The following is a 19,876-nucleotide window of genomic DNA, read 5'->3' on the forward strand; positions in this document are numbered from 1 at the left end:
GCCGGGCGCAATGGATGGGTCTTTTCAGGCTAGAAGCGGCTTATAGGGAAATGTTCGCGCGGAAGGAACCCCCAAAATTTAGTTTCCGCAGTTGTCTCTACTGGCAAGGAGCAGGTTCTCCACCATATTGTCCGTTTATTTACTGGCGTGGGCTTATCTGGGCAAACGAAGATAACAAATGCCGAGGCGCCACGAGAGTGAACAAGCCGCGTTTTCTGCTCATTTCGCTCGTTCTCGTTTCTCATGTGCTGGTGTTCGGCCTCGCCCGGCTCCTGTCGATGAAGATCGATTTTGAACCACTGCTAAATCTTTATGGCCTGATCATCGTCGTCTTTGGCTCCGGCATCCTCTATGCCAGCCTGCGGAACATGCCCCCGCTGCGGATGGCGCTGGAATGTGTTGCATATGGCTTCATCCTGACGGTTCCGGCGGCTATCGCGACCTATCTCGCCATAAAGGTCAATATGCCCTTGGCGGACGAAGCCCTTGTGCGAATGGATGCGGCGCTGCATTTCGACTGGCATGCCTTCATCCGGTTCATCGATGAACGCAGGCTGTTGGCGATGAGCCTTGCCGCAGCCTATTTCAGCTTCAGCTTTCAGTTGTTGGGTATTCCGCTGCTGCTGGTGATGTTTGGAAGAGGTCCGCGCGCCTATGCAATGGTTGCCAGCTATGGCCTGATCTGCTTCGTGGCGAGCTTGATCTCCATCTGGTATCCGGCTCTCGGCACCTACGTGGTCTATGGCGTATCACAGGAGCAGCTTTCCCACATCAATGCCGAATTCGGTTTTTACTTCCTCCAGCAGTTCAATGCGGTGAGAAGTGATCCCGATTTCGTGTTTTCGATCAATCGGCTGGCCGGTATCCTGACATTTCCTTCCGTGCATGCCGCGGTTGCAGCGCTCTGTGCCTGGGCCATGTGGGATGTTAAGTGGCTGCGGTATCCTTTCGCTGTCTGGAACAGCATGATGGCGATATCCGCGGTTTCCCATGCCAATCACTATCTCGTCGATGTGATTGCGGGCGTTGGCGTGGCCGGGCTCGTGATAGCTGTCGTCAGCATGATCTGTGGCAGCCAACTCACGCGCGCCCACACTCGATCTATCTTTAAGGGTCCGTTGCCGGTCTCCAGCATCCACTGATGAGGACGGTTGCAAAACTTCCGGCTAAGTTGTGTGAAGTTGGGTAAAATTCTCAGTCAGCAAGAAATTTTAAATTATGGGTTGTCATGGTGGGCCAAATTCGGAGGCCTTTTCAACCATGAATACACTAATTTTCTCATCTAAGGAGTTTGGCCAGGGCGTCCTTCGTTCATTGGCAGACTGCCTTCTCCGTGATGCGCCCCTTCATGCCGCCATCCTGTGCTATTGTCTTCTTGCCCTCACAGGCACGGTTATTCTGGAGCACGGTAATATTCTGTCGCTGCTTCAATATCTTGAGCGAGCTCCCCAGATATTCCTCCTTTTCATGTCCAGTGTCCTGTTAGCAACAGAACTGATTCCGGTCATTATGCGGGCGGGTCGCCGACGCAAACTGGCCTACATGCGGATGCTTTCGCATGACCGTATCGCCCGCTTCCTGGCAGGTCTGATTCTGCTCATCTCGATCTCAATCTTTCTCGGCGCATTCACCTGGTTCAAGACGCTTTTACCTGCCTTGAACGGTGGCTTCCCGCATGATCCACTTCTGGCAGATCTGGATCGCTGGCTTCATGGTGGAACGGATCCGTGGAGACTACTCTGGTCGCTGCCATTTGCATCCGAGGCGTTACCCGTCATCGGGCATGGGTACAGCGTCCTGTGGTACCTGCTGTGCTTCGGTGGGCTGTTCTTCGTGGTGACCTCCCCGAAGGCGGATCATCTGCGCGGGCGCTACATCGCGTCCTTTCTCTTTTGCTGGATCTTTCTTGGAAACATTGTTGCAGGAAGCTTGATGTCTGCTGGACCTGCCTTTTATGGCGCCGTGACTCAGGATGTTGAACGGTTCCGCCCGCTGCTTCTCGCACTGTCACAGGATCAATCCCCGTTTTCAGCCTCGATATTCCAGTCTTACCTCTGGTTTCTGCATGAGAAGGGATTGAGCGGTTTCGGTAGCGGAATATCCGCCTTCCCAAGCATCCATGTGGGACTCATCGTCATGAATGCACTCTTCGTCTGGGAGCATTCCAGACGGTGGGGGGCGGTAGCATTCGCTGCCTGCCTTCTCACAATGGCAAGTTCTGTCTACCTCGGTTGGCACTACGCGCTGGATGGCTACGTTGCCGCGGGGGTCATGGTGTTGGCGCATCTGATGTTGAAGCGGATGCCGCGTCTTCAGGGCCAGAGCATGCCAGCTATCAGGTGGCCTGCGCTCATCAAGAGCTGATTTACAAGAGTGTCGCTATTCTCAGTGCACCAAGCTCGTCCAGAGCATGAGGTTTTGCTACTCGTCGCAATAGACGTTAAATGCTGAAACAGAGCGGGGCGGGGCGTTCCCGCTCTCGTGTCATGGAACGATGGTTGAGATTCGCCATTATCGTGCACGCGGAATGCAGCAACGGCAGAGGGTGCAGCGATGGAATGGCGTGGCAGACGGCAATCGGACAATATCGAAGATCGCCGTGCGGATGGCGGCGGCGGTTTCCGTTCCGGTCCGGGCTTTCGGATTCCAATCGGTGGCGGCGGTCGCGGCGGTGGCATCGGGATCGGCGGGCTGATCTTCATCGTGATCGTCTGCTTCATTCTCGGCATCAATCCGCTCACGCTTCTATCTGGCGGCGATATCGATCTTGGCGGTGGTTCATCCGGTCAGCAGCAGGTTCAGCGCGCCCCGCAGAACGATGAAATGAAAGCGTTCGTTTCGACTGTTCTGGCGGAAACCGAAGATACCTGGACGCAGATTTTCCAGCAGCGTGGTGGCCAGTATGAGGAGCCAAAGCTAGTCCTGTTTTCGGGGCGGGTAGATTCGGCTTGCGGGCTTGCATCCTCGGCCAGTGGCCCGTTCTATTGCCCCGGCGACCGAAAGGTTTATCTCGACACAGCGTTTTTCCAGCAGCTATCGGGCCAATTTGGCGCATCGGGCGATTTTGCCGAAGCCTATGTCATTGCTCATGAAGTGGGTCATCACGTCCAGAACCTGATCGGTGTCCTCCCCAAATTCAACCAGATGCGCAAGTCCATGAGCGAGGCGGATGCCAACCGCATGTCTGTGCGCGTGGAACTTCAGGCTGATTGCTTTGCGGGCGTCTGGGGCAAGTACACCGACCAGAAGGGTATTCTGGAAACGGGCGATCTTGAGGAGGCGCTCAACGCCGCGCAGAAGATCGGGGACGACACCTTGCAGCGCCGCTCGCAGGGTTATGTTGTTCCGGACAGCTTCAACCACGGAACTTCGGCGCAGCGAGTCAAATGGTTCCGCAAGGGCTTTACGAGCGGCAACATGCAGGCCTGCGATACGTTCACGCCGAGCTACCAGCAGCTATGACGGTTGCCTGTCAGAAAACTTGAGACGGATCTTTGCCTCATTGGGTCTACTGACGGGGAGTTCTTCGCCAGCCTTCGTCACAGCCACAAGTCTTCCGTTTGCGCGTTTCAGGTGGGCGATATGGTCGTCTGCCACCCAATGCGAGCGGTGAATGCGCTGGCCCGCAGCCGGCGCGGTTTCGTTCAGCGCGTCGCTGAAGCGAAGCAGGACCAGTTCCTTGCCGCGTGATGTTACCACCTCAGTGTAGTGGTCCTGCACAGCGAGCCTCAGCAACCTGCCACGGTGTTGGGGTTTCAGCCGCGACAGGATTGGCGGATCGGCAAGATCCTCTGCACTGGATTGCGACGACGGCTCCGGCTGAGAGACAGCGGGCGGTTTGCTCTCGTGCCGCCAATCCATCGGCTCATCCGCTTGCCTCTCAGATGCAGGCGGGCTCATCGTCAGATTGGTCAGGGCGCAGAGCAGGGGGCTGAGCAGGAGCGAAATCTTGATCTGTTCGATCGTGCTCCCGACAGACATGGACTGCCCCGTAAACCCCGCCTGCAAAACTTCCACCGCAAGGCCAATGGGCAAGGCTGCGATGATCGCGCCGATCATCATGATGGGGAGTCGATGTCTGCCGCCACGACTCAAGACCGCGAGTGCCAGTACGATGACGAAGCTTGCGATGGAAAAAGCTATTACCTGCAGGAAAAGCCAGAAGGCGAGGCGGCGAAGGAAGGGCATCGATGCGCCGGTGCCGAACGGCCCGACAACCGTGAACACGATACTGACAATCACGATCGTCGCCCAGAATCGCGACGAGCCGAAAAACCTCTGCAATTCGCGAAGCGTGAATTGCAAATAGACGCTTCTCACGAACTTTACCCTCACATTGACGCCAATCCGGTTGGCTGCACCCAGGTTTTCGCCAATCTCGGGGACGAATTCAACCGGAGAACCCGCCGTCATGATGCTTGCCCCTCTTCTTGAAGCGCCTCTCGCCGTCCAAATCCACGTTGCCGCTGTTTTGCCCGCCGCGGTGCTTGGTGCTTTCCTTCTCATCTGGAAGGGACGAGGAACTTCGCTTCACAGGCTGTTCGGCAAGATCTGGCTGTTTCTGATGCTCGCTACGGCGGGCTCCAGTTTCTTTATCCATAGCCTTGATATGATCTGGGGCTTTTCTCCAATCCACCTGTTATCGGTCATGGTGATTGTCAGCAGCTGGCGCGTTTACCGGACTGCGCGTGCGGGAAACATCCGCGCGCATACCGCTACCGTTCGTCAGCTTTATTTCTGGGGCATCGTCGTGGCCGGCGGGTTCACGCTCGTTCCTCATCGAATGATGCATGCTGTCGTCGTCCGGGATAGTTCGTCCACGCAATTGGCCTTGCTGATCTTCGTGGTCGCTGTTCCCTTGCTGGCTTTCTACCTACAACAGAATCGGAAAATTCGAGCTGTTGCGGCTGTCGATCCGATCCGGGCAACCCATCACTCCAGTTGATGGCTCCATTCAATTCTTCTGCTTTATTAGGCAAAAGGGTTGCTACTCTGGAGGGTGTGATCTAAGTCCGTCCATGGCCGACTGCCCATTTTCCGTGCAGCGGCCTTTTTTCGTTTCCGGAGCATGGTCATGTCCACCGTTCTTGCGTCAGCGCAGTCCTCATCGATGTCTGATAACTCGTGGGGCTCCCATGTGAAGTCGACAATCGGGCTTGGCGTTCCGTTTGTCGGAGCGCAATTGGCGCAGATGGCGATCAATACGACGGATGTGGTGATGGTCGGCTGGCTGGGGACGACCGAACTGGCGGCCGTGGTGCTTGCCAGCCAGATGTTCTTCGTTGTCTTTATTTTCGGCAGCGGTTTTTCCAATGCTGTGATTCCGCTTGTAGCGCAGGCTGTCGGGCGAGGGGACCAGAAGCAGGCGCGCCGTTCGGTGCGAATGGGAATGTGGGTGGTGATAGCCTATGGCATCGTCACGGCGCCGATCCTGTTCTTCTCCAAGGCGATTCTGCTGACTCTGGGGCAGGCGCCTGACGTTGCTGAATTGGCGCAATCCTATCTTCGCATTCTCCAGTGGGGCATGTTTCCGGCGCTGCTGGTGATGGTGCTGCGCTCCTTTGCCAGTGCCTTGCAGCGCGCGGGTATCGTGCTTTACGTCACGCTTGGCATGTTCGCCTTCAATGCGGTAGTCGATTACGGCCTCATCTTCGGCAATCTCGGCATGCCGAAGCTCGGGCTCAATGGTGCCGCGATTGCCTCGCTGAGCGCCAACCTTTTGGGGTTTGCGTTGCTGGTGGCCTATATCCAGAGCCGCGAGGAAATGCGCGCCTACGAGATTTTCGTGCGCTTCTGGCGTCCGGACTGGAGTGCCTTTCGGGAGATCTTTGCGGTGGGTTTGCCCATTGGCTTCACCATTCTTGCTGAGGCGGGCCTCTTCACGGCTGCATCGCTGCTGATGGGTATGCTTGGAAAGCTGGAACTGGCGGCGCACGGCATTGCCCTGCAACTGGCGTCAATCGCCTTCATGGTGCCGCTTGGACTGGCGCAAGTTGCCACTGTGCGTGTGGGTCTTGCCTATGGTCGCGGAGACCATCTTGGCGTCAAGCGCGCGGCGGTGGCTGTGCTGGTGGTGGGCCTGGGCTTTTCTATCGTTGGAAGTACGCTGTTTGCGGTGGCTCCGGCTTCCCTTGGCCGGCTGTTCCTGGATACGAGCCTGCCGGATGCCCAGCGCGTGTTGGAGCTTGCGGTGCCGCTCATCATGCTGGCAGGCGCATTTCAGTTGTTCGATGGGCTGCAGGCAGTTGCTGCGGGGCTTCTGCGCGGCTTGAAGGATACGCAGGTGCCGATGGTGCTCGCGCTGATCGCCTATTGGCCCATCGGTTTCGTATTTGCCTGGGTCTTTGCTTTCCCTCTGGAATGGCGCGGGCCGGGCGTCTGGATCGGGTTTGTGACTGGTCTTACAGCAGCAGCCGTCATGCTTTGCGTGCGTTTCTGGCTTCTTGTCAGGGAACGGGGCTGAAAGGCTTGGCCTTACGCAAATGGCCCGCATGAAGCGGGCCATTTTTTTATTCCAACGCGTCTGATGTGGATCAGCGCTCGGCCAGTGCAGCCTCACCCTTGCGCTCACGCACCAGGTTGATGAAGCGGCGGAACAGGTAGTGGCTGTCCTGCGGGCCGGGCGATGCTTCCGGGTGATGCTGGACCGAGAAGACGGGCTTGCCTGCGAGGCGCAGACCGCAATTGCTACCATCGAACAGGGAAATGTGAGTCTCTTCCACACCTTCCGGCAGCGACTTCGAGTCGATTGCGAAGCCGTGGTTCATGGAAACGATCTCGACCTTGCCGGTGGTGTGATCCTTGACCGGATGGTTGGCGCCATGGTGCCCCTGATGCATTTTCTCGGTCTTCGCGCCAAGCGCCAGACCCAGCATCTGGTGGCCAAGGCAAATGCCGAATGTCGGTGTTTCCGTCTTGATGATCTGCTGGATGACCGGCACCGCATACTTGCCAGTTGCCGCCGGATCTCCCGGACCGTTTGACAGGAACACGCCATCGGGGTTCAGCGCCATGATGTCTTCAGCAGACGTGTTGGCAGGAACGACGGTTACCTTGCAATCCAAGCCGGTGAAGAGGCGCAGAATGTTGCGCTTCACACCATAGTCGACGCAGACGATGTGATACTTCGCGTCGTCTGCCTTGAGGTTGTCATAGCCTTCATTCCAGACCCATGGCTTTTCGGTCCACTGCGAAGACTGACCTGATGTGGCTTCCTTGGCGAGGTCGAGATCCACCAGACCGCTCCACGCGCGGGCTTCCGCCTTCAGCGCTTCGATGTCGAACACTCCGTTCGGGTCATGGGCGATAACCGCGTTCGGTGCGCCATGCTCGCGGATCCAGGCAGTCAGCGCACGGGTGTCGATACCCGAAAGGCCGATGATGCCGCGGCTTGCCAGCCAGTCGTTCAGGTGCTTCGCCGCACGGTAGTTCGATGGCTCGGTGATATCCGCCTTGAAGATGGTACCCACTGCGCCGCGGCGTGCTGCTGGCGTCAGGTCTTCCACGTCTTCGTCGTTGGTGCCGATATTGCCGATGTGCGGGAAGGTGAAGGTGACGATCTGTCCGAGATAGGACGGGTCTGTCAGGATTTCCTGATAGCCGGTGAGCGCAGTGTTGAAGCAGACTTCTGCCGTCACCTTGCCCGTGGCGCCAATACCGACGCCTTCGATTACCGTACCATCCGCGAGGACAAGGACGGCCGTTGGCTTGCGAGAGGTCCAGGGTGCAGTGTTGGTCATAACAGTTTGTCTCCGCCCGTTGCCCGGCCACTCAGCGCGGCAGAGCCATAGGGCCATCTATGGTCGCGAAAAATGGCGCGCGGAAGGTCGCGCCTGGCTTTGGATACAATTCTCGTGCAGGTGCGGGAAAATAGTGAAAGTGTTTGCGATGGTCAATCCGAGTTCTCAAGGTAATCTGTCATTTGAACAGGGTAGATGCAAGTATTCCAACCTCCGAATTGATCCGCATCGCCGGGTGGTTTAAGAGATCGCCCACCAAAGGCGTCGTGCTTCAGCAAAACGAAATGCGCGGACGCCTTTACAAGGAGATAAGAAGAAGATGATGCGCGACACACTTTCCAATGCGATGAAGGAAGCCTTGAAGGCCAAGGATAGTCGCCGCCTTTCCACCGTCCGCCTGATCCAGACCGCGGTCAAGGATCGCGACATCGCCCATCGTGGCGTCGGCAAGGACCCGGTAACTGACGATGAGATCCTGCAGATCCTGCAGAAGATGATCAAGCAGCGCGAAGAATCGGCCAAGATCTATGACGAGGGTGGTCGCGCCGAACTTGCTGCGCAGGAGCGTGAGGAAATCGAAATCATTCGTTCCTTCATGCCCGAACAGATGTCTGACGAGGCCGTGCGCGCTGCCTGCGAGGCGGTGATTGCAGAGATTGGGGCTCAGGGTCTGCGTGACATGGGCAAGGTTATCGGTGTCCTGAAAGAGCGCTATGCCGGACAGATGGATTTTGCAAAGGCATCCGGGCTGGTCAAAGAACTTTTGAAGTAAGCCCTTTCTACCTTCAGAACCGCGAAAAGGCTGGGTCCGGGGACAAGGATCCAGCCTTTTCGTTTGGAGGTCGTTCTATAAAGGCCAAGCGAGGCAGGGCTTAGGGATGGCCCTGCCTCTCTACGCCTGGACATTCGCAACCGCCCCAGGGAAGAGCGGTTACTGAAGGCGCGAGCGGGGGGCTGCATCTGCGCCTTTACTGTCAGCCTTCCCGATGGAGAGTGGGACGTCGAGAAGGCACGAGTAGAAAACGCCTGCAGCCGCCAACAATCAAATTACAAAATTATAATTTTTGCTCCGCAGCATGCGCCTTAGTTTGGTCACAAGCCGGGCGAGAAGTGAGAGGTTATCTTGTTTGGAGCTGTGGATAGTGGGGGCTGCTGTCGATGATGATGGCGCATTGGCCGGGCACGTACTACATGGTTGAATAAGCTTGAGGGTCCAATGCGCTTTTCCAACACTTTCCTAGACGAGATACGCGACCGGGTGCCGATCTCGACGGTGATTGCGCGCCGCGTCACGTGGGATCGCAAGAAGACCAATGTCTCTCGTGGTGATTTCTGGGCCTGCTGCCCATTTCATGGTGAAAAGAGCCCGAGCTTCCACTGCGAGGATCGCAAGGGGCGCTATCACTGTTTCGGTTGCGGTGTTTCCGGCGACCATTTCCGGTTTCTGCAGGAAATCGAGGGCATGAGCTTCGTCGAATCGGTGCAGACCATCGCCGATCTGGCTGGAATCGCCATGCCGCAGCCGGATGTGCAGGCGGAAAAGCGTGAGAAGGAGCGCGCCACCCTCATCGATGTCATGGAAATGGCAACCCGCTTTTTCCAGGATCAGCTTCAAAGCGCGGTGGGAGCCAAGGCTAGGGCCTATCTGCGCGACCGTGGCCTGAGTGCGAAGACCATAGATACGTTCCGACTTGGCTATGCTCCCGACAGCCGCAACGCGCTGAAGGAACATCTGGCGAGCAAAGGCATTCCGAAGGAGCAGATCGAGGCTTGTGGCCTGGTTGTTCATGGCGAGGGTATCGCCGTTTCCTACGACCGGTTCCGCGACCGCGTCATGTTTCCCATTCTTTCGTCCCGCGAAAAGGTGATCGCCTTCGGCGGGCGGGCCATGTCGCCGGATGCGCCTGCGAAATATCTGAACTCCAATGAAACCGAGCTCTTCCACAAGGGCAATGTGCTCTACAACTTCACGCGGGCCCGCAGAGCGTCGCAGATCGGTGCCCGCGGGCAGGCGGAGCAGGGAACGATCATCGCTGTCGAAGGCTATATGGATGTCATCGCGCTGCATCAGGCAGGCGTTGAAAATGCCGTGGCTCCTCTTGGCACCGCGCTGACGGAAAACCAGCTCGAGCTGCTCTGGCGCATGACATCGGAGCCTGTTCTCTGCTTCGATGGCGACGGTGCCGGTGTCCGCGCTGCTCATCGCGCCGCCGATCTGGCGCTTCCGCACTTGAAACCCGGCCGCTCGGTGCGTTTTGCGCTTCTGCCCGATGGCAAGGATCCCGATGATCTCGTGCGTCACGAGGGGCGGGAGCCGTTCGACCGCGTCATGGCACAGGCCAAGCCGCTTTCGGAGATGATCTGGTCGCGCGAGACGGCGGGTGGCGGTTTCGAGACACCGGAAAAGAAGGCCGAGCTCGAGGCACGCCTGAAGCAGATCGTCTCGGTGATTGCAGACGAAAGCGTGCGCCGTCTTTACCAGCAGGATGTTCGCGAGCGGCTGAATGCACTTTTTCGCCCCCAATATGGTGGTGGACAAGGGTTTGGAGGACAGGCCTTCGGCGGGCAGGCGCAACGGGGGCAGGGCCGACGGCCAGGTGGTGGTGCTGCCGGAGGCTTCGGCAACAAGGGGCAGGCGGCAGGTTCGAGCCGCAGCATGAGCGTATCGGATCGTTTGGCGCGCACGGGCGTGGTTCGCGGGTATCAGGAGCTTCCGGCACTGCGCGAGGTTGTCCTGGCGATCACCATCGTCAACCACCCGCAATTGCTGCTGGAGGAATATGACGAGATCGCCGCCATCGACTTCGAGAATCGCGATCTCCAGCGTTTCTGGTCGGCCATGCTGCCGGTTGCGGCGACGGCAGGTCCGCATCTGTCGCGGGGCTACCTTCTGGAAAAACTGGGCGCCCAGGGTTTCGAGCAACTGGTGGCGGCGCTGGATCAGCAGGTGCGCAATGCGCGCCTCTGGATTGCAACCGAACAGGCTGCCATTGAAGATGCGCGCGAAGGATACCGGCAGGCGCTTTCGCTACACAAACGAACCAAGGCTCTACGTTTCGAAAAGATGGGGCTTGAGCGGGAGATTGCGATCGCAACGGAAGCCGGTGATGAAAACAATATCGAGCCTTTGTTGCGGGCGCTCTCGGAAGTTCAGCTCGAGATTACGCGCATGGAAAATCAGGAAGCCATTATCGACGGATTCGGGGTCATGTCAGGCCGCGTGAAAGGTGCAGCGGTCAGCCATGGAAATTGAGGCCTGATCGGTTCTTGGTACGTTCGGGCATCTTGCCATACGGAAAATCATCACCACTTAAGCGACAACCGTGATGTGGTGTGAGGAAGCACGGTGGTTAGGCATTTTTCCACTTTAATCACTGTGTTGGCCCTTTAAAGGCTTGACGGGAGGGAAATTTGTGGGAATCACCGTCCTAGACATTCATAGGCGGAGTGAAGCACACCGACACACGAGCATGGTCCTTCGCCTTCGCGATAACCAGCTTTTGTTTTGTGGCTCAATTCCGCCTTGGTTAATCGGGAATTAATTGTCCACCCGGTACGTGTTCTGGTGCGATTCGCGACGCTGTCTTGACGGTGTTGTGGCGGCTTAGCCGAAGCGCTGCGAACGACGTCCAAGGAAAGACGAAATACATGGCAACAAAAGTCAAAGAAAACGAAGAAGCTGAAAACGAACGCGACGGCGCAAGCGACGGTCCGCTTCTCGACCTTTCGGATGACGCGGTCAAGAAAATGATCAAGCTCGCGAAGAAGCGCGGCTATGTGACCATGGACGAGCTGAACGCGGTGCTTCCTTCGGAAGAAGTGACCTCTGAGCAGATCGAAGACACGATGGCGATGCTTTCCGACATGGGCATCAACGTTGTGGAAGACGATGACGCCGAGGAAAAGGAAGCCGAGGAAGACAGCAGCGACGATGAGGCCGAAAGCGAAGGTGGCGAACTGACCACCACGACCGGCACGGCTGTTGCTGCGACCAAGAAGCGCGAGCCGACAGACCGTACCGATGATCCGGTGCGCATGTATCTGCGTGAAATGGGGTCTGTCGAGCTTCTGTCGCGCGAGGGCGAAATTGCCATCGCCAAGCGCATCGAGGCCGGCCGCGAAACCATGATCGCGGGTCTGTGCGAAAGCCCGCTGACCTTCCAGGCGCTCATCATCTGGCGTGACGAGCTGAACGAAGGCACGACGCTGCTTCGCGAAATCATCGATCTTGAAACCACCTATTCCGGTCCTGAAGCCAAGGCTGCGCCGCAGTTCCAGAGCCCGGAAAAGATCGAGGCCGACCGCAAGGCTGCCGAGGAAAAGGAAAAGACGCGCCGGTCGCGTTCTCCGGCCAATGACGACGACATCACCAATGTCGGCGGCGATATGCCCATGCCGGAAGAAGAGGAAGAGGACGATGATGAATCGAGCCTTTCCCTTGCCGCCATGGAAGCGGAACTTCGCCCGCAGGTCATGGAAACGCTCGACCTGATTGCCGATACCTACAAGAAGCTGCGCAAGCTGCAGGACCAGCAGGTGGAAGCCCGCCTGTCCTGCACGGGCACGCTTTCGTCCGGCCAGGAGCGTCGCTACAAGGAACTGAAGGATCAACTGATCACGGCGGTCAAGTCGCTGTCGCTCAACCAGAACCGTATCGATAGCCTTGTCGAGCAGCTTTACGACATCAACAAGCGCCTCGTTCAGAACGAAGGTCGCCTGCTGCGTCTTGCAGAGTCCTATGGCGTGAAGCGCGAGAGCTTCCTCGAGCAGTATCAGGGTGCCGAGCTGGATCCGCACTGGATGAAGTCCATCGCCAACCTCGCTGCGCGCGGCTGGAAGGAATTCGCCAAGTCGGAAAACCAGACAATCCGCGACATCCGTCAGGAAATCCAGAATCTGGCGACGGAAACCGGTATTTCGGTCACGGAATTCCGCCGTATCGTGCATATGGTGCAGAAGGGCGAGCGCGAGGCGCGCATTGCCAAGAAGGAAATGGTCGAGGCAAACCTGCGTCTCGTCATCTCCATCGCCAAGAAGTATACAAACCGTGGCTTGCAGTTCCTGGATCTTATTCAGGAAGGCAATATCGGCTTGATGAAGGCGGTCGACAAGTTCGAATATCGTCGTGGCTACAAGTTCTCCACCTATGCAACCTGGTGGATTCGTCAGGCCATTACGCGTTCGATTGCCGACCAGGCACGCACGATCCGTATTCCGGTTCACATGATCGAAACGATCAACAAGATCGTTCGTACCTCGCGCCAGATGCTGCACGAAATCGGTCGCGAGCCGACACCGGAAGAGCTGGCAGAAAAGCTGGCCATGCCGCTGGAGAAGGTGCGCAAGGTTCTGAAGATCGCCAAGGAGCCGATCTCTCTCGAAACCCCCGTGGGCGACGAAGAAGATAGCCACCTCGGAGACTTCATCGAGGACAAGAACGCGCTTCTGCCGATCGATGCTGCCATTCAGGCAAACCTGCGCGAGACCACGACACGCGTTCTGGCGTCGCTGACGCCGCGTGAAGAGCGTGTTCTGCGCATGCGCTTTGGCATCGGTATGAACACGGACCATACGCTGGAAGAAGTCGGACAGCAGTTCTCGGTTACACGCGAGCGTATCCGCCAGATCGAGGCGAAGGCCCTTCGCAAGCTGAAGCACCCCAGCCGCTCGCGCAAACTGCGCAGCTTCCTGGATAGCTAAACCGATCTTGTCTTAAAGATTACGACCCGGCGGAACCGACCTTCCGCCGGGTTTTTTGTTGGTGCACTCGCTTTTGATGCGCTAGGCTCTCGATTGTCTACGCCTATCCGCCTACATGTGGATGCATGCAGGATGAACCTGACCATCAGTCGCCAATTCAAGAGGCCTCTCCAAAACCCGGTTACCCGCTGGGCGCCGTGGCGTCTGTTGCCATTCACGTCGTGGTTCTTGGGGTCATTCTGATCGGTCTGCCTCACTCCGATCCGCCGCAGCCGACGGAAGAGACAGTGTCAGTCGAGATCGTTCCGCCGCCTGAACCTGAGCCGGAAAAGCCGCCTGAGCAACCTCCGGCGCCGAAGGCGGAAGAACCGCCGCCACCGCCGCCACCTCCACCGCCACCGCAGGACAAGCCGGATCCCGAAAAGCCTGAGGCTGCCATGCAGACACCTGTGCTTCGACCTGCATTTCAGTTCGGCGAAAAGGATAGTGGTCCGGAAAAGGCCCTGGATGGTGATGGCGCCGAGGCAGCCAAGCCAGAGCCTGCGCCACCTGTGCCGCAGGAAACACAGGCTGAAGCCAAACCCGTTGAAGCGCCGCAGGAGCCTCCGCCGTCCGCGGATGCCCAGACCGCCGAACAGGTTGAGAAGCCCGCTGAAGCCCAGCCGGAGATCGCCTTGCCGGAAGTCGGCGCACCGGCCAACGCGGGGCAGGGAGAGGCTCTTGCCTCTGTTGTTCCCCTGCCGATGGCAAAGCCTGAGAAACCCGCCGATACTGAACGCAAGCCACCGGCAGCCCAGACGAAGGCTACGCTGCGGGAGGCCAGGAAACTCTATTCCGCCTCTTCCAACGGCGAAATGGTGGCGATGATGGCAATGGCTGGTGTGCCGCGGGAGCAGCGCGCATCACAGCTGTGTGCCACGGAATTGCGTGAGCAGTTGAAACACAGCAAAGAACGGTTCGACCCGGAATACCTGCCGAATATCCGTCTCCAGTCCGGCAATGTGATGCAGGTCGATCTCGCAGCTTTTCGTGCGTCCGGCGTCTGGTACGATATTCACTATCGATGCGAAGTGGATGGCGATGCAACGCGCGTGACGAGCTTCCAGTTCGCCGTGGGGGAGAAGGTGCCTCGCAGCCAATGGGCGGCACGCCGCTTCCCGGTTCATTGAGAAAGGCGCAAGCATGCCGCAGACGACGCTGAGGATCCCCACGCGGGGCCAGGGGCTTTACGAGTTTACCGAGAAGGCGAGCGCCTTTGTGCAGCAGGCCGGCACAATGGAAGGCCTGTTGACGGTTTTTGTCCGGCATACGTCCTGTTCGCTGATCATTCAGGAGAATGCCGACCCAGACGTCCAGACTGATTTGAAGCATTTCTTTCAACGGCTGGTTCCACCGAGCGACGACGCCTCGATGCGCTGGATGATCCATACGACTGAAGGGCCGGACGATATGCCAGCACATGTGAAATCTGCGCTGACGCAAGTATCGATCGGAATCCCAGTCATGGCTGGTCGTCTGGTCCTTGGCACATGGCAGGGGATCTACCTCTTCGAACACCGTGACAGGCCTCATCAACGCGAGGTGGTCTTGCATGTGTCTTCATGAGCAGATGAATGCTTTCTGAATGCGAAATTCGGAACCTGTTCAGAAGTTTGGTGCTATTTCTCCACCATCGCCGTAGAGGCCAAGAATTAGCCGGAGACCCCGCCCATGAAAATGATCATCACCAAGACCGTTCTTGCTGCAGCCGTGATGGCAACGGCAACCTTGGCACCGCTTGCCAGTGCGTCAGCCTCTGACGATCTACGGATCCAGGTCCAGTTCTTCGATGGTCGTCGTGATGAGGGACCGCGCTGGGACCGTGGCCCGGATCGTGATTGGGGGCGTGATCGTGGCCGTGACTGGGGCCGCGATCGTGATCGCGACCGGGGCTGTGCTTCCTGGATGGCTGAGGAAAAGGCATCCCGCATGGGCCTTCGCCGCGCGCATGTGGTTGATGTCAATCGTCGTGTCGTTGTCGTCAACGGCTATGATCGCGGTGGTCCGAACCGCATCATTTTCGCCAACGAGCGTGGTTGCCCGGTCGTGAGCCGCTGAACAACGGGCTTGTTTTGATCTGTTCTTGCCGTCGATAGCGAGGGCTCCGGCCCTATGTCGACGGCATTGCGCCTGTCGCGATAAGGTGGATCAGAAGCCGGTCTGTTGGGACAAGTACAACAATATTAAGGAAGTCTATGAAGGTAGATCGAAAATTATTTCGATGTAGCCGCAATATTTGTATTTGCTTAGTTCAATCAATATATCACAAAAAACGCCTAAACATGTTCCTTCAGGAAATCGACGAAGGCCCGCACTCGCGGAATGTTTTGGCGTCCTGGCAACATGAGTGCGGAAAGGGGTTTTGGATCCGGATCGTGTTTCCCCTCCAGAAGCTTGATCAAGTGACCGTCAGCCAGTGCGGGCTCGCCTAGAAAATCTCCTAACCTGATTATTCCAACACCAGCTATCGCCATTTTGAGCAATGTGTCTGCGCTATCCGATGAAACCGATCCGCTGACTGCCACTTTTTCTACGACCCCGTCGCTGATCATCGGCCACAAGGCTTGCCCTGCAAATCCTGTAAGCAGCAGGCAATTATGGTTCTTCAGATCGGCTGGAGTTTTCGGGACGCCTCTGCGTTCGAGGTAGCCCGGACTTGCGGCGATGATCCTTTTCACGGTTCCCAGGCGCGCAACAACCAGATCGCTATCTTGTAAGGAACCGACTCGAATAGTGACGTCGATTTGCTCTTCCATCGGATCGATCCGCTGGTCCGAAACCGCCACATCAATCGTCACATCCGGAAATCGCAAGAGAAATTCGGGGAGTATGGGGGCCAGCTTGTAGTGCGCAAAAGCGGTTCCGCAGTTCACCCGCAGATGGCCTTTGACCTGCCCGGCCTTTTGATAGATGTCCGCTGCCGCTGCGTCAGCCAAAATAGTCATCTGACGAGCGTAGCCTAAAAGAACATGGCCTTCTGGCGTGAACACCAGTCTTCGCGTGGAGCGGTGAACCAGCTTTACGCCCAGCCGATTTTCAAGCCGCGTCATTATTCGGGACACAGCAGAGGGACTAATGCCTTCTTCGTCGGAAACGGCTGCGAAAGTTCCTAGTTCGAAAAGGCGAATAAAGAGACGCATTTCTAATGTAAGCATCTTTGCTTTCTACATTCGTGACGCAGACGCCAAACAGAGTTGCCTCCGGAGCGATTTTCAAGAGTTTCTATCTATACTAAGAGTTGCGCTCATCAATAAAAGCAAAAAGTCGGAACATCGAGGACGGAAACCTCTGAGGGTTTACCGTGAACGTCCTATAATTTTTTTATCAAAAAATTTTATTATAATAAAAATATTTTATGTGGAGGGCATATGAGTAATTTGCAGGCAGTGAAAAAAGAAAACTGTCATGATTTTCAGGAAACAGACAATAGAGATTATTTAATTGAGACTAACAAATATAGCCTTAACAAGGATCATATTACAGCGCTGGCCAGGAGTGAAGTGCGCGTCGTCAAGGTGAAGGGGTTTGCCAACGGCCCTTCTTGTGACCTTATCAGCAAGGGGCAGACGAGCCTTGGCTTTCAGCCTTATATAAACGTTTCGGAAGTTCGTAAAATCGGCATGGCCTTCTACGAAACCGAAATGAAACAAGAACTCATCGACAAATACTTCACTGTTGCCAGTGACCACCAAAACGATTTTCGCAAGGCATGTGAACCCTTCGGTTCTCCGTTGGATACGCTGCGCGCGCTGCTGGACGAAATCTGGCCCGCAGGTGCTAATCTCCAAACGATATTTGGGCGGAAAATGTTCGTCGGCCTTTCGCGCATGGTCGAACCCGATACGACCTTCCTCGCTCATCACGACATTTTTTCTGAAGATGCTCCCGGCATTGAGGAAGCAGAGTCGCTTACTGCGCAATTTGCCGCAAACATCTACTTCCAGGTGCCAGACATCGGCGGTGAGCTTCTGATGTGGCACAAGAACATGACCACTCAAGAGTTCAATGAACGTCGCAAAGGCAAATACGGCATTGCCATAGAAGACCTTCCGCCGCCCGATGTGGTCATCAAGCCGGGTCGGGGCGATCTTTTGATTTTCGACTCCCGCAAGATCCACGCCGTCGCATCTCCGCGCGGATCGTCGCGTATGGCGGTCTCATTCTTCATCGGATATCGCGGGGAAGAATGCCCGCTCACATATTGGAGCTGAACCCATGAACGTGGCTATTCACAAGACTGCTCCCGCATCCGCTACAGACCCGGTCCGTGTCTCTTCCAGGCTGACCGCTGAAGACGTGGGGGCGTTGATCCGGAATGAAATTCAGGTTCTCCGGATTCCTGACTTCATTTCGCGCGATGCCTGCAAGCATATCACCAAGGGGCTCAAGTCCACGGGGTATAACGACTATCTGAACGCACCGAAGGTCGGCCGTATCGGCATGTCGTATTTCGAGACCGGCATGAAGCAGGAAATCATCGAACACTATTTCGATACGGCGATGGATAATATCAATCTCCTGCGAGCCGCCTGTGCGCCTTATCCTTGCCCGATGGACACCTTTCGTTGTGCGATGGACGAAACCTGGGCGCAGGGGTGCACGCTTCAAACGCTCTTTGGGAAAAAAATGTTTGTCGGACTTTCACGCTGCATGAAGCCTGGAATTCCACTCAAAGCGCATCATGACATGTTCGGACGACATGCACCCAATACTCCTGAAGCTGAATCCCTGATCAGCCAATTTGCGATCAACATCTATATTGATGTGCCAGAGAAGGGTGGCGAAATAGGGATGTGGAACGACGAGATATCGGATGCCGAGTTCCTGGAGCGGCGGGGTGGCGATTATGCAATTCCGCTCGAACACCTCGGACCTTGCGATTATTCGGCCAAACCCGAAAACGGCGACTTGATCCTCTTCAATGCCCGAAAACTCCACGCAGTTTTGCCCGGCGAAGGCGTGGATCGACTGACCATATCTGGTTTCCTTGGCTATCGAGGCGCGAAGGAGCCTTTGACGGTATGGAGCTGAAAGAACAAGACCGGGCCAACGGCCAGCTGGGTATTTTTGTCCTCGTGGTCTTTGCTGCCGGATATTTGCTGTCATCCCAGTTACGGGGGGTGACAGCGGCGCTGGCGGCCATGTTCACTGCAGAGTTTTCTTTATCTTCGGCCCAGCTAGGTTTGCTTGCCGGATCTTATTTCGTGTCTTTTGCGATCATGCAGCTGCCTATGGGCGCACTACTGGATCGGTTCGGTGTCCGGCTGGTTCTCGTGGTTTCATTGAGTGTTGCCGCGCTGTCCTGCTTACTATTTGCCAATTCGAGTTCATTCAACGGACTTTTCGGCGCTCGATTGCTCAGTGGTATCGGTGTCAGCGCCTGTCTTATTGCGCCGCTCACGGCAGCCCGCCTCTGGACGGCCGCCGCACAGCAACAGCGCCTTAATTCATGGATGTTGATGGCGGGTGCGCTCGGTCTTGTACTCGGCACGCTACCATCCGAAAGCCTTGCAACCTCATTCGGCTGGCCGTCTCTGTTCGTGGCACTGGGCATTTTGTTCGCGGCGGTTGCCCTGCTGGTTGCGGTGAAGGCGCCGAAGCATAATCCCCAAGGGACAACAGGTATCCGAAGCTTCTTCCTCGGCTATAAAAATATCATGTCCACTTCCTATACTTGGAAGATTGGTGCCCTTGGGTTCTTCAACTATGCAATTCTTGTGGCTGTGCAGACCTTATGGATTGGTCCCTGGTTGACGCAGTTGAGGGGGGAAGATGCTCGCGGGGCATCGCTGGAACTTCTGTTCATCAACATCATCATGCTCGTGACATTTTTACTCATGGGCTACCTTTCTCCGAAGTTCAACACGTCTGCCCAGGACGCCGAGCGCCTGTTGCGCAGATGGACGCCGGCGAGCATCACGATTTTGATTGTCATCACGATCATGGGTGACAAGGCCGATTGGTACATGTTCGCCCTCTATTGCGTTACCGCGTGGCCGTTATCGGTCACTCATCCACTCGTGGGCCAGCAATCCAAGCCAGCAGAAGCAGGGCGTGCGATAGCATTTTTCAATTTGTTGTTGTTTGTCGGAGTTTTTATCTGGCAGTGGGGATTTGGTTTGCTCGTTTCCGCAATGTCACCGACGTTCGGAGTGACGCAATCCTATCAGATTGCCCTAGGTTCGCTCGCGGCCTTCTCGGTCGTCGGCTACTGGGTATTTCTGTCGGCCGTACCCAGACCGCGTCTCATTGAGTTGGACGCTTCAGTCTCTCACGGAAGTAAGACCCGCGCCGTAATCGCTCCGGCTTCAGAAGATTGAAGACGCTTTCGACAGCCGCACAATCATGGCCGTTGAACGTGGCGATCTCTGATCTGGTTCTGATGCATGTCGAACTGC

The 19,876-nt window shown here is 56.6% G+C and carries 17 protein-coding genes; 14 read left to right on the forward strand and 3 right to left on the reverse strand.

Annotated features, from left to right (window positions below; genetic code table 11):
* Positions 1-197: 197 nt before the first annotated feature.
* The 3 genes from ASD54_RS07760 (at position 198) to ASD54_RS07770 (ending at position 3,462) form a co-directional block, all read left to right on the forward strand.
* Positions 198-1,142 (forward strand): phosphatase PAP2 family protein, encoded by a 945-nt coding sequence (locus ASD54_RS07760; RefSeq protein WP_062554034.1) that lies wholly within the window; start codon positions 198-200, stop codon positions 1,140-1,142.
* A 118-nt stretch (positions 1,143-1,260) separates the two neighbouring features.
* Positions 1,261-2,364, forward strand: a complete 1,104-nt coding sequence (locus ASD54_RS07765) for a phosphatase PAP2 family protein (RefSeq protein WP_062554035.1) — start codon at positions 1,261-1,263, stop codon at positions 2,362-2,364.
* Positions 2,365-2,553: 189 nt separating this feature from the next.
* On the forward strand, positions 2,554-3,462 hold the full coding sequence (locus tag ASD54_RS07770; RefSeq protein ID WP_062554036.1) for a neutral zinc metallopeptidase: 909 nt from the start codon (positions 2,554-2,556) through the stop codon (positions 3,460-3,462).
* Here the strand turns inward: ASD54_RS07770 and ASD54_RS07775 are convergent.
* Positions 3,457-4,413 carry a LytTR family transcriptional regulator DNA-binding domain-containing protein gene (locus ASD54_RS07775; RefSeq protein ID WP_062554037.1) on the reverse strand — a complete coding sequence of 319 codons (957 nt, stop codon included), beginning with the start codon at positions 4,411-4,413 and terminating at the stop codon, positions 3,457-3,459. The genes ASD54_RS07770 and ASD54_RS07775 overlap by 6 nt on opposite strands.
* On the opposite strand from ASD54_RS07775, the gene ASD54_RS07780 reads away from it, so the two are divergent.
* Complete coding sequence (locus tag ASD54_RS07780) at positions 4,412-4,945, forward strand: DUF2306 domain-containing protein (RefSeq protein ID WP_062554038.1); 534 nt, start codon at positions 4,412-4,414, stop codon at positions 4,943-4,945. The two genes, ASD54_RS07775 and ASD54_RS07780, sit on opposite strands and share 2 nt — an antisense overlap.
* Before the next feature lie 123 nt (positions 4,946-5,068).
* The gene (locus tag ASD54_RS07785) at positions 5,069-6,463 is read left to right on the forward strand and encodes an MATE family efflux transporter (RefSeq protein ID WP_082547132.1); all 1,395 of its coding nucleotides are present in this window, start codon (positions 5,069-5,071) and stop codon (positions 6,461-6,463) included.
* A 70-nt stretch (positions 6,464-6,533) separates the two neighbouring features.
* Here the strand turns inward: ASD54_RS07785 and carA are convergent, their stop codons facing one another.
* A complete protein-coding gene (gene carA, locus ASD54_RS07790; protein WP_062554040.1) occupies positions 6,534-7,739 on the reverse strand; it encodes a glutamine-hydrolyzing carbamoyl-phosphate synthase small subunit in 1,206 nt (401 codons plus the stop codon).
* A gap of 322 nt (positions 7,740-8,061) precedes the next feature.
* Here carA and ASD54_RS07795 point away from each other — a divergent pair, with 322 nt between their 5' ends.
* The 6 genes from ASD54_RS07795 to ASD54_RS07820 all read left to right on the forward strand — a co-directional run bounded on the left by ASD54_RS07795 (position 8,062) and on the right by ASD54_RS07820 (position 15,536).
* Complete coding sequence (locus tag ASD54_RS07795; RefSeq protein WP_156379170.1) at positions 8,062-8,511, forward strand: GatB/YqeY domain-containing protein; 450 nt, start codon at positions 8,062-8,064, stop codon at positions 8,509-8,511.
* A 444-nt stretch (positions 8,512-8,955) separates the two neighbouring features.
* Entirely contained in the window at positions 8,956-10,992 is a 2,037-nt protein-coding gene (gene dnaG / locus ASD54_RS07800; protein ID WP_062554042.1) for a DNA primase, read from the forward strand.
* Between the two features lie 395 nt (positions 10,993-11,387).
* Positions 11,388-13,439 (forward strand): RNA polymerase sigma factor RpoD, encoded by a 2,052-nt coding sequence (rpoD, locus tag ASD54_RS07805; protein WP_062554043.1) that lies wholly within the window; start codon positions 11,388-11,390, stop codon positions 13,437-13,439.
* 125 nt (positions 13,440-13,564) lie between these two features.
* Positions 13,565-14,608 (forward strand): DUF930 domain-containing protein, encoded by a 1,044-nt coding sequence (locus tag ASD54_RS07810; protein WP_062554044.1) that lies wholly within the window; start codon positions 13,565-13,567, stop codon positions 14,606-14,608.
* A 13-nt stretch (positions 14,609-14,621) separates the two neighbouring features.
* Complete coding sequence (locus tag ASD54_RS07815; protein WP_062554045.1) at positions 14,622-15,044, forward strand: secondary thiamine-phosphate synthase enzyme YjbQ; 423 nt, start codon at positions 14,622-14,624, stop codon at positions 15,042-15,044.
* Between the two features lie 105 nt (positions 15,045-15,149).
* Positions 15,150-15,536, forward strand: coding sequence for a hypothetical protein (locus ASD54_RS07820; protein ID WP_062554046.1), 387 nt, complete (start codon positions 15,150-15,152; stop codon positions 15,534-15,536).
* Between the two features lie 218 nt (positions 15,537-15,754).
* Here the strand turns inward: ASD54_RS07820 and ASD54_RS07825 are convergent, their stop codons facing one another.
* On the reverse strand, positions 15,755-16,633 hold the full coding sequence (locus ASD54_RS07825; RefSeq protein ID WP_082547133.1) for a LysR family transcriptional regulator: 879 nt from the start codon (positions 16,631-16,633) through the stop codon (positions 15,755-15,757).
* Positions 16,634-16,846: 213 nt separating this feature from the next.
* On the opposite strand from ASD54_RS07825, the gene ASD54_RS07830 reads away from it, so the two are divergent.
* The 3 genes from ASD54_RS07830 (at position 16,847) to ASD54_RS07840 (ending at position 19,798) form a co-directional block, all read left to right on the forward strand.
* Positions 16,847-17,689 (forward strand): 2OG-Fe(II) oxygenase, encoded by an 843-nt coding sequence (locus ASD54_RS07830; protein WP_082547134.1) that lies wholly within the window; start codon positions 16,847-16,849, stop codon positions 17,687-17,689.
* Positions 17,690-17,774: 85 nt separating this feature from the next.
* Positions 17,775-18,509: a 2OG-Fe(II) oxygenase gene (locus ASD54_RS07835; protein ID WP_162249563.1), complete on the forward strand. Its 735-nt coding sequence runs from the start codon at positions 17,775-17,777 to the stop codon at positions 18,507-18,509.
* On the forward strand, positions 18,500-19,798 hold the full coding sequence (locus ASD54_RS07840) for an MFS transporter (protein WP_062554049.1): 1,299 nt from the start codon (positions 18,500-18,502) through the stop codon (positions 19,796-19,798). Before ASD54_RS07835 ends, ASD54_RS07840 begins: the two co-directional genes overlap by 10 nt.
* The last annotated feature ends 78 nt before the right edge of the window (positions 19,799-19,876 follow it).

The organism is Rhizobium sp. Root149 (assembly GCF_001427345.1).
Classification (GTDB): domain Bacteria; phylum Pseudomonadota; class Alphaproteobacteria; order Rhizobiales; family Rhizobiaceae; genus Neorhizobium; species Neorhizobium rhizoryzae.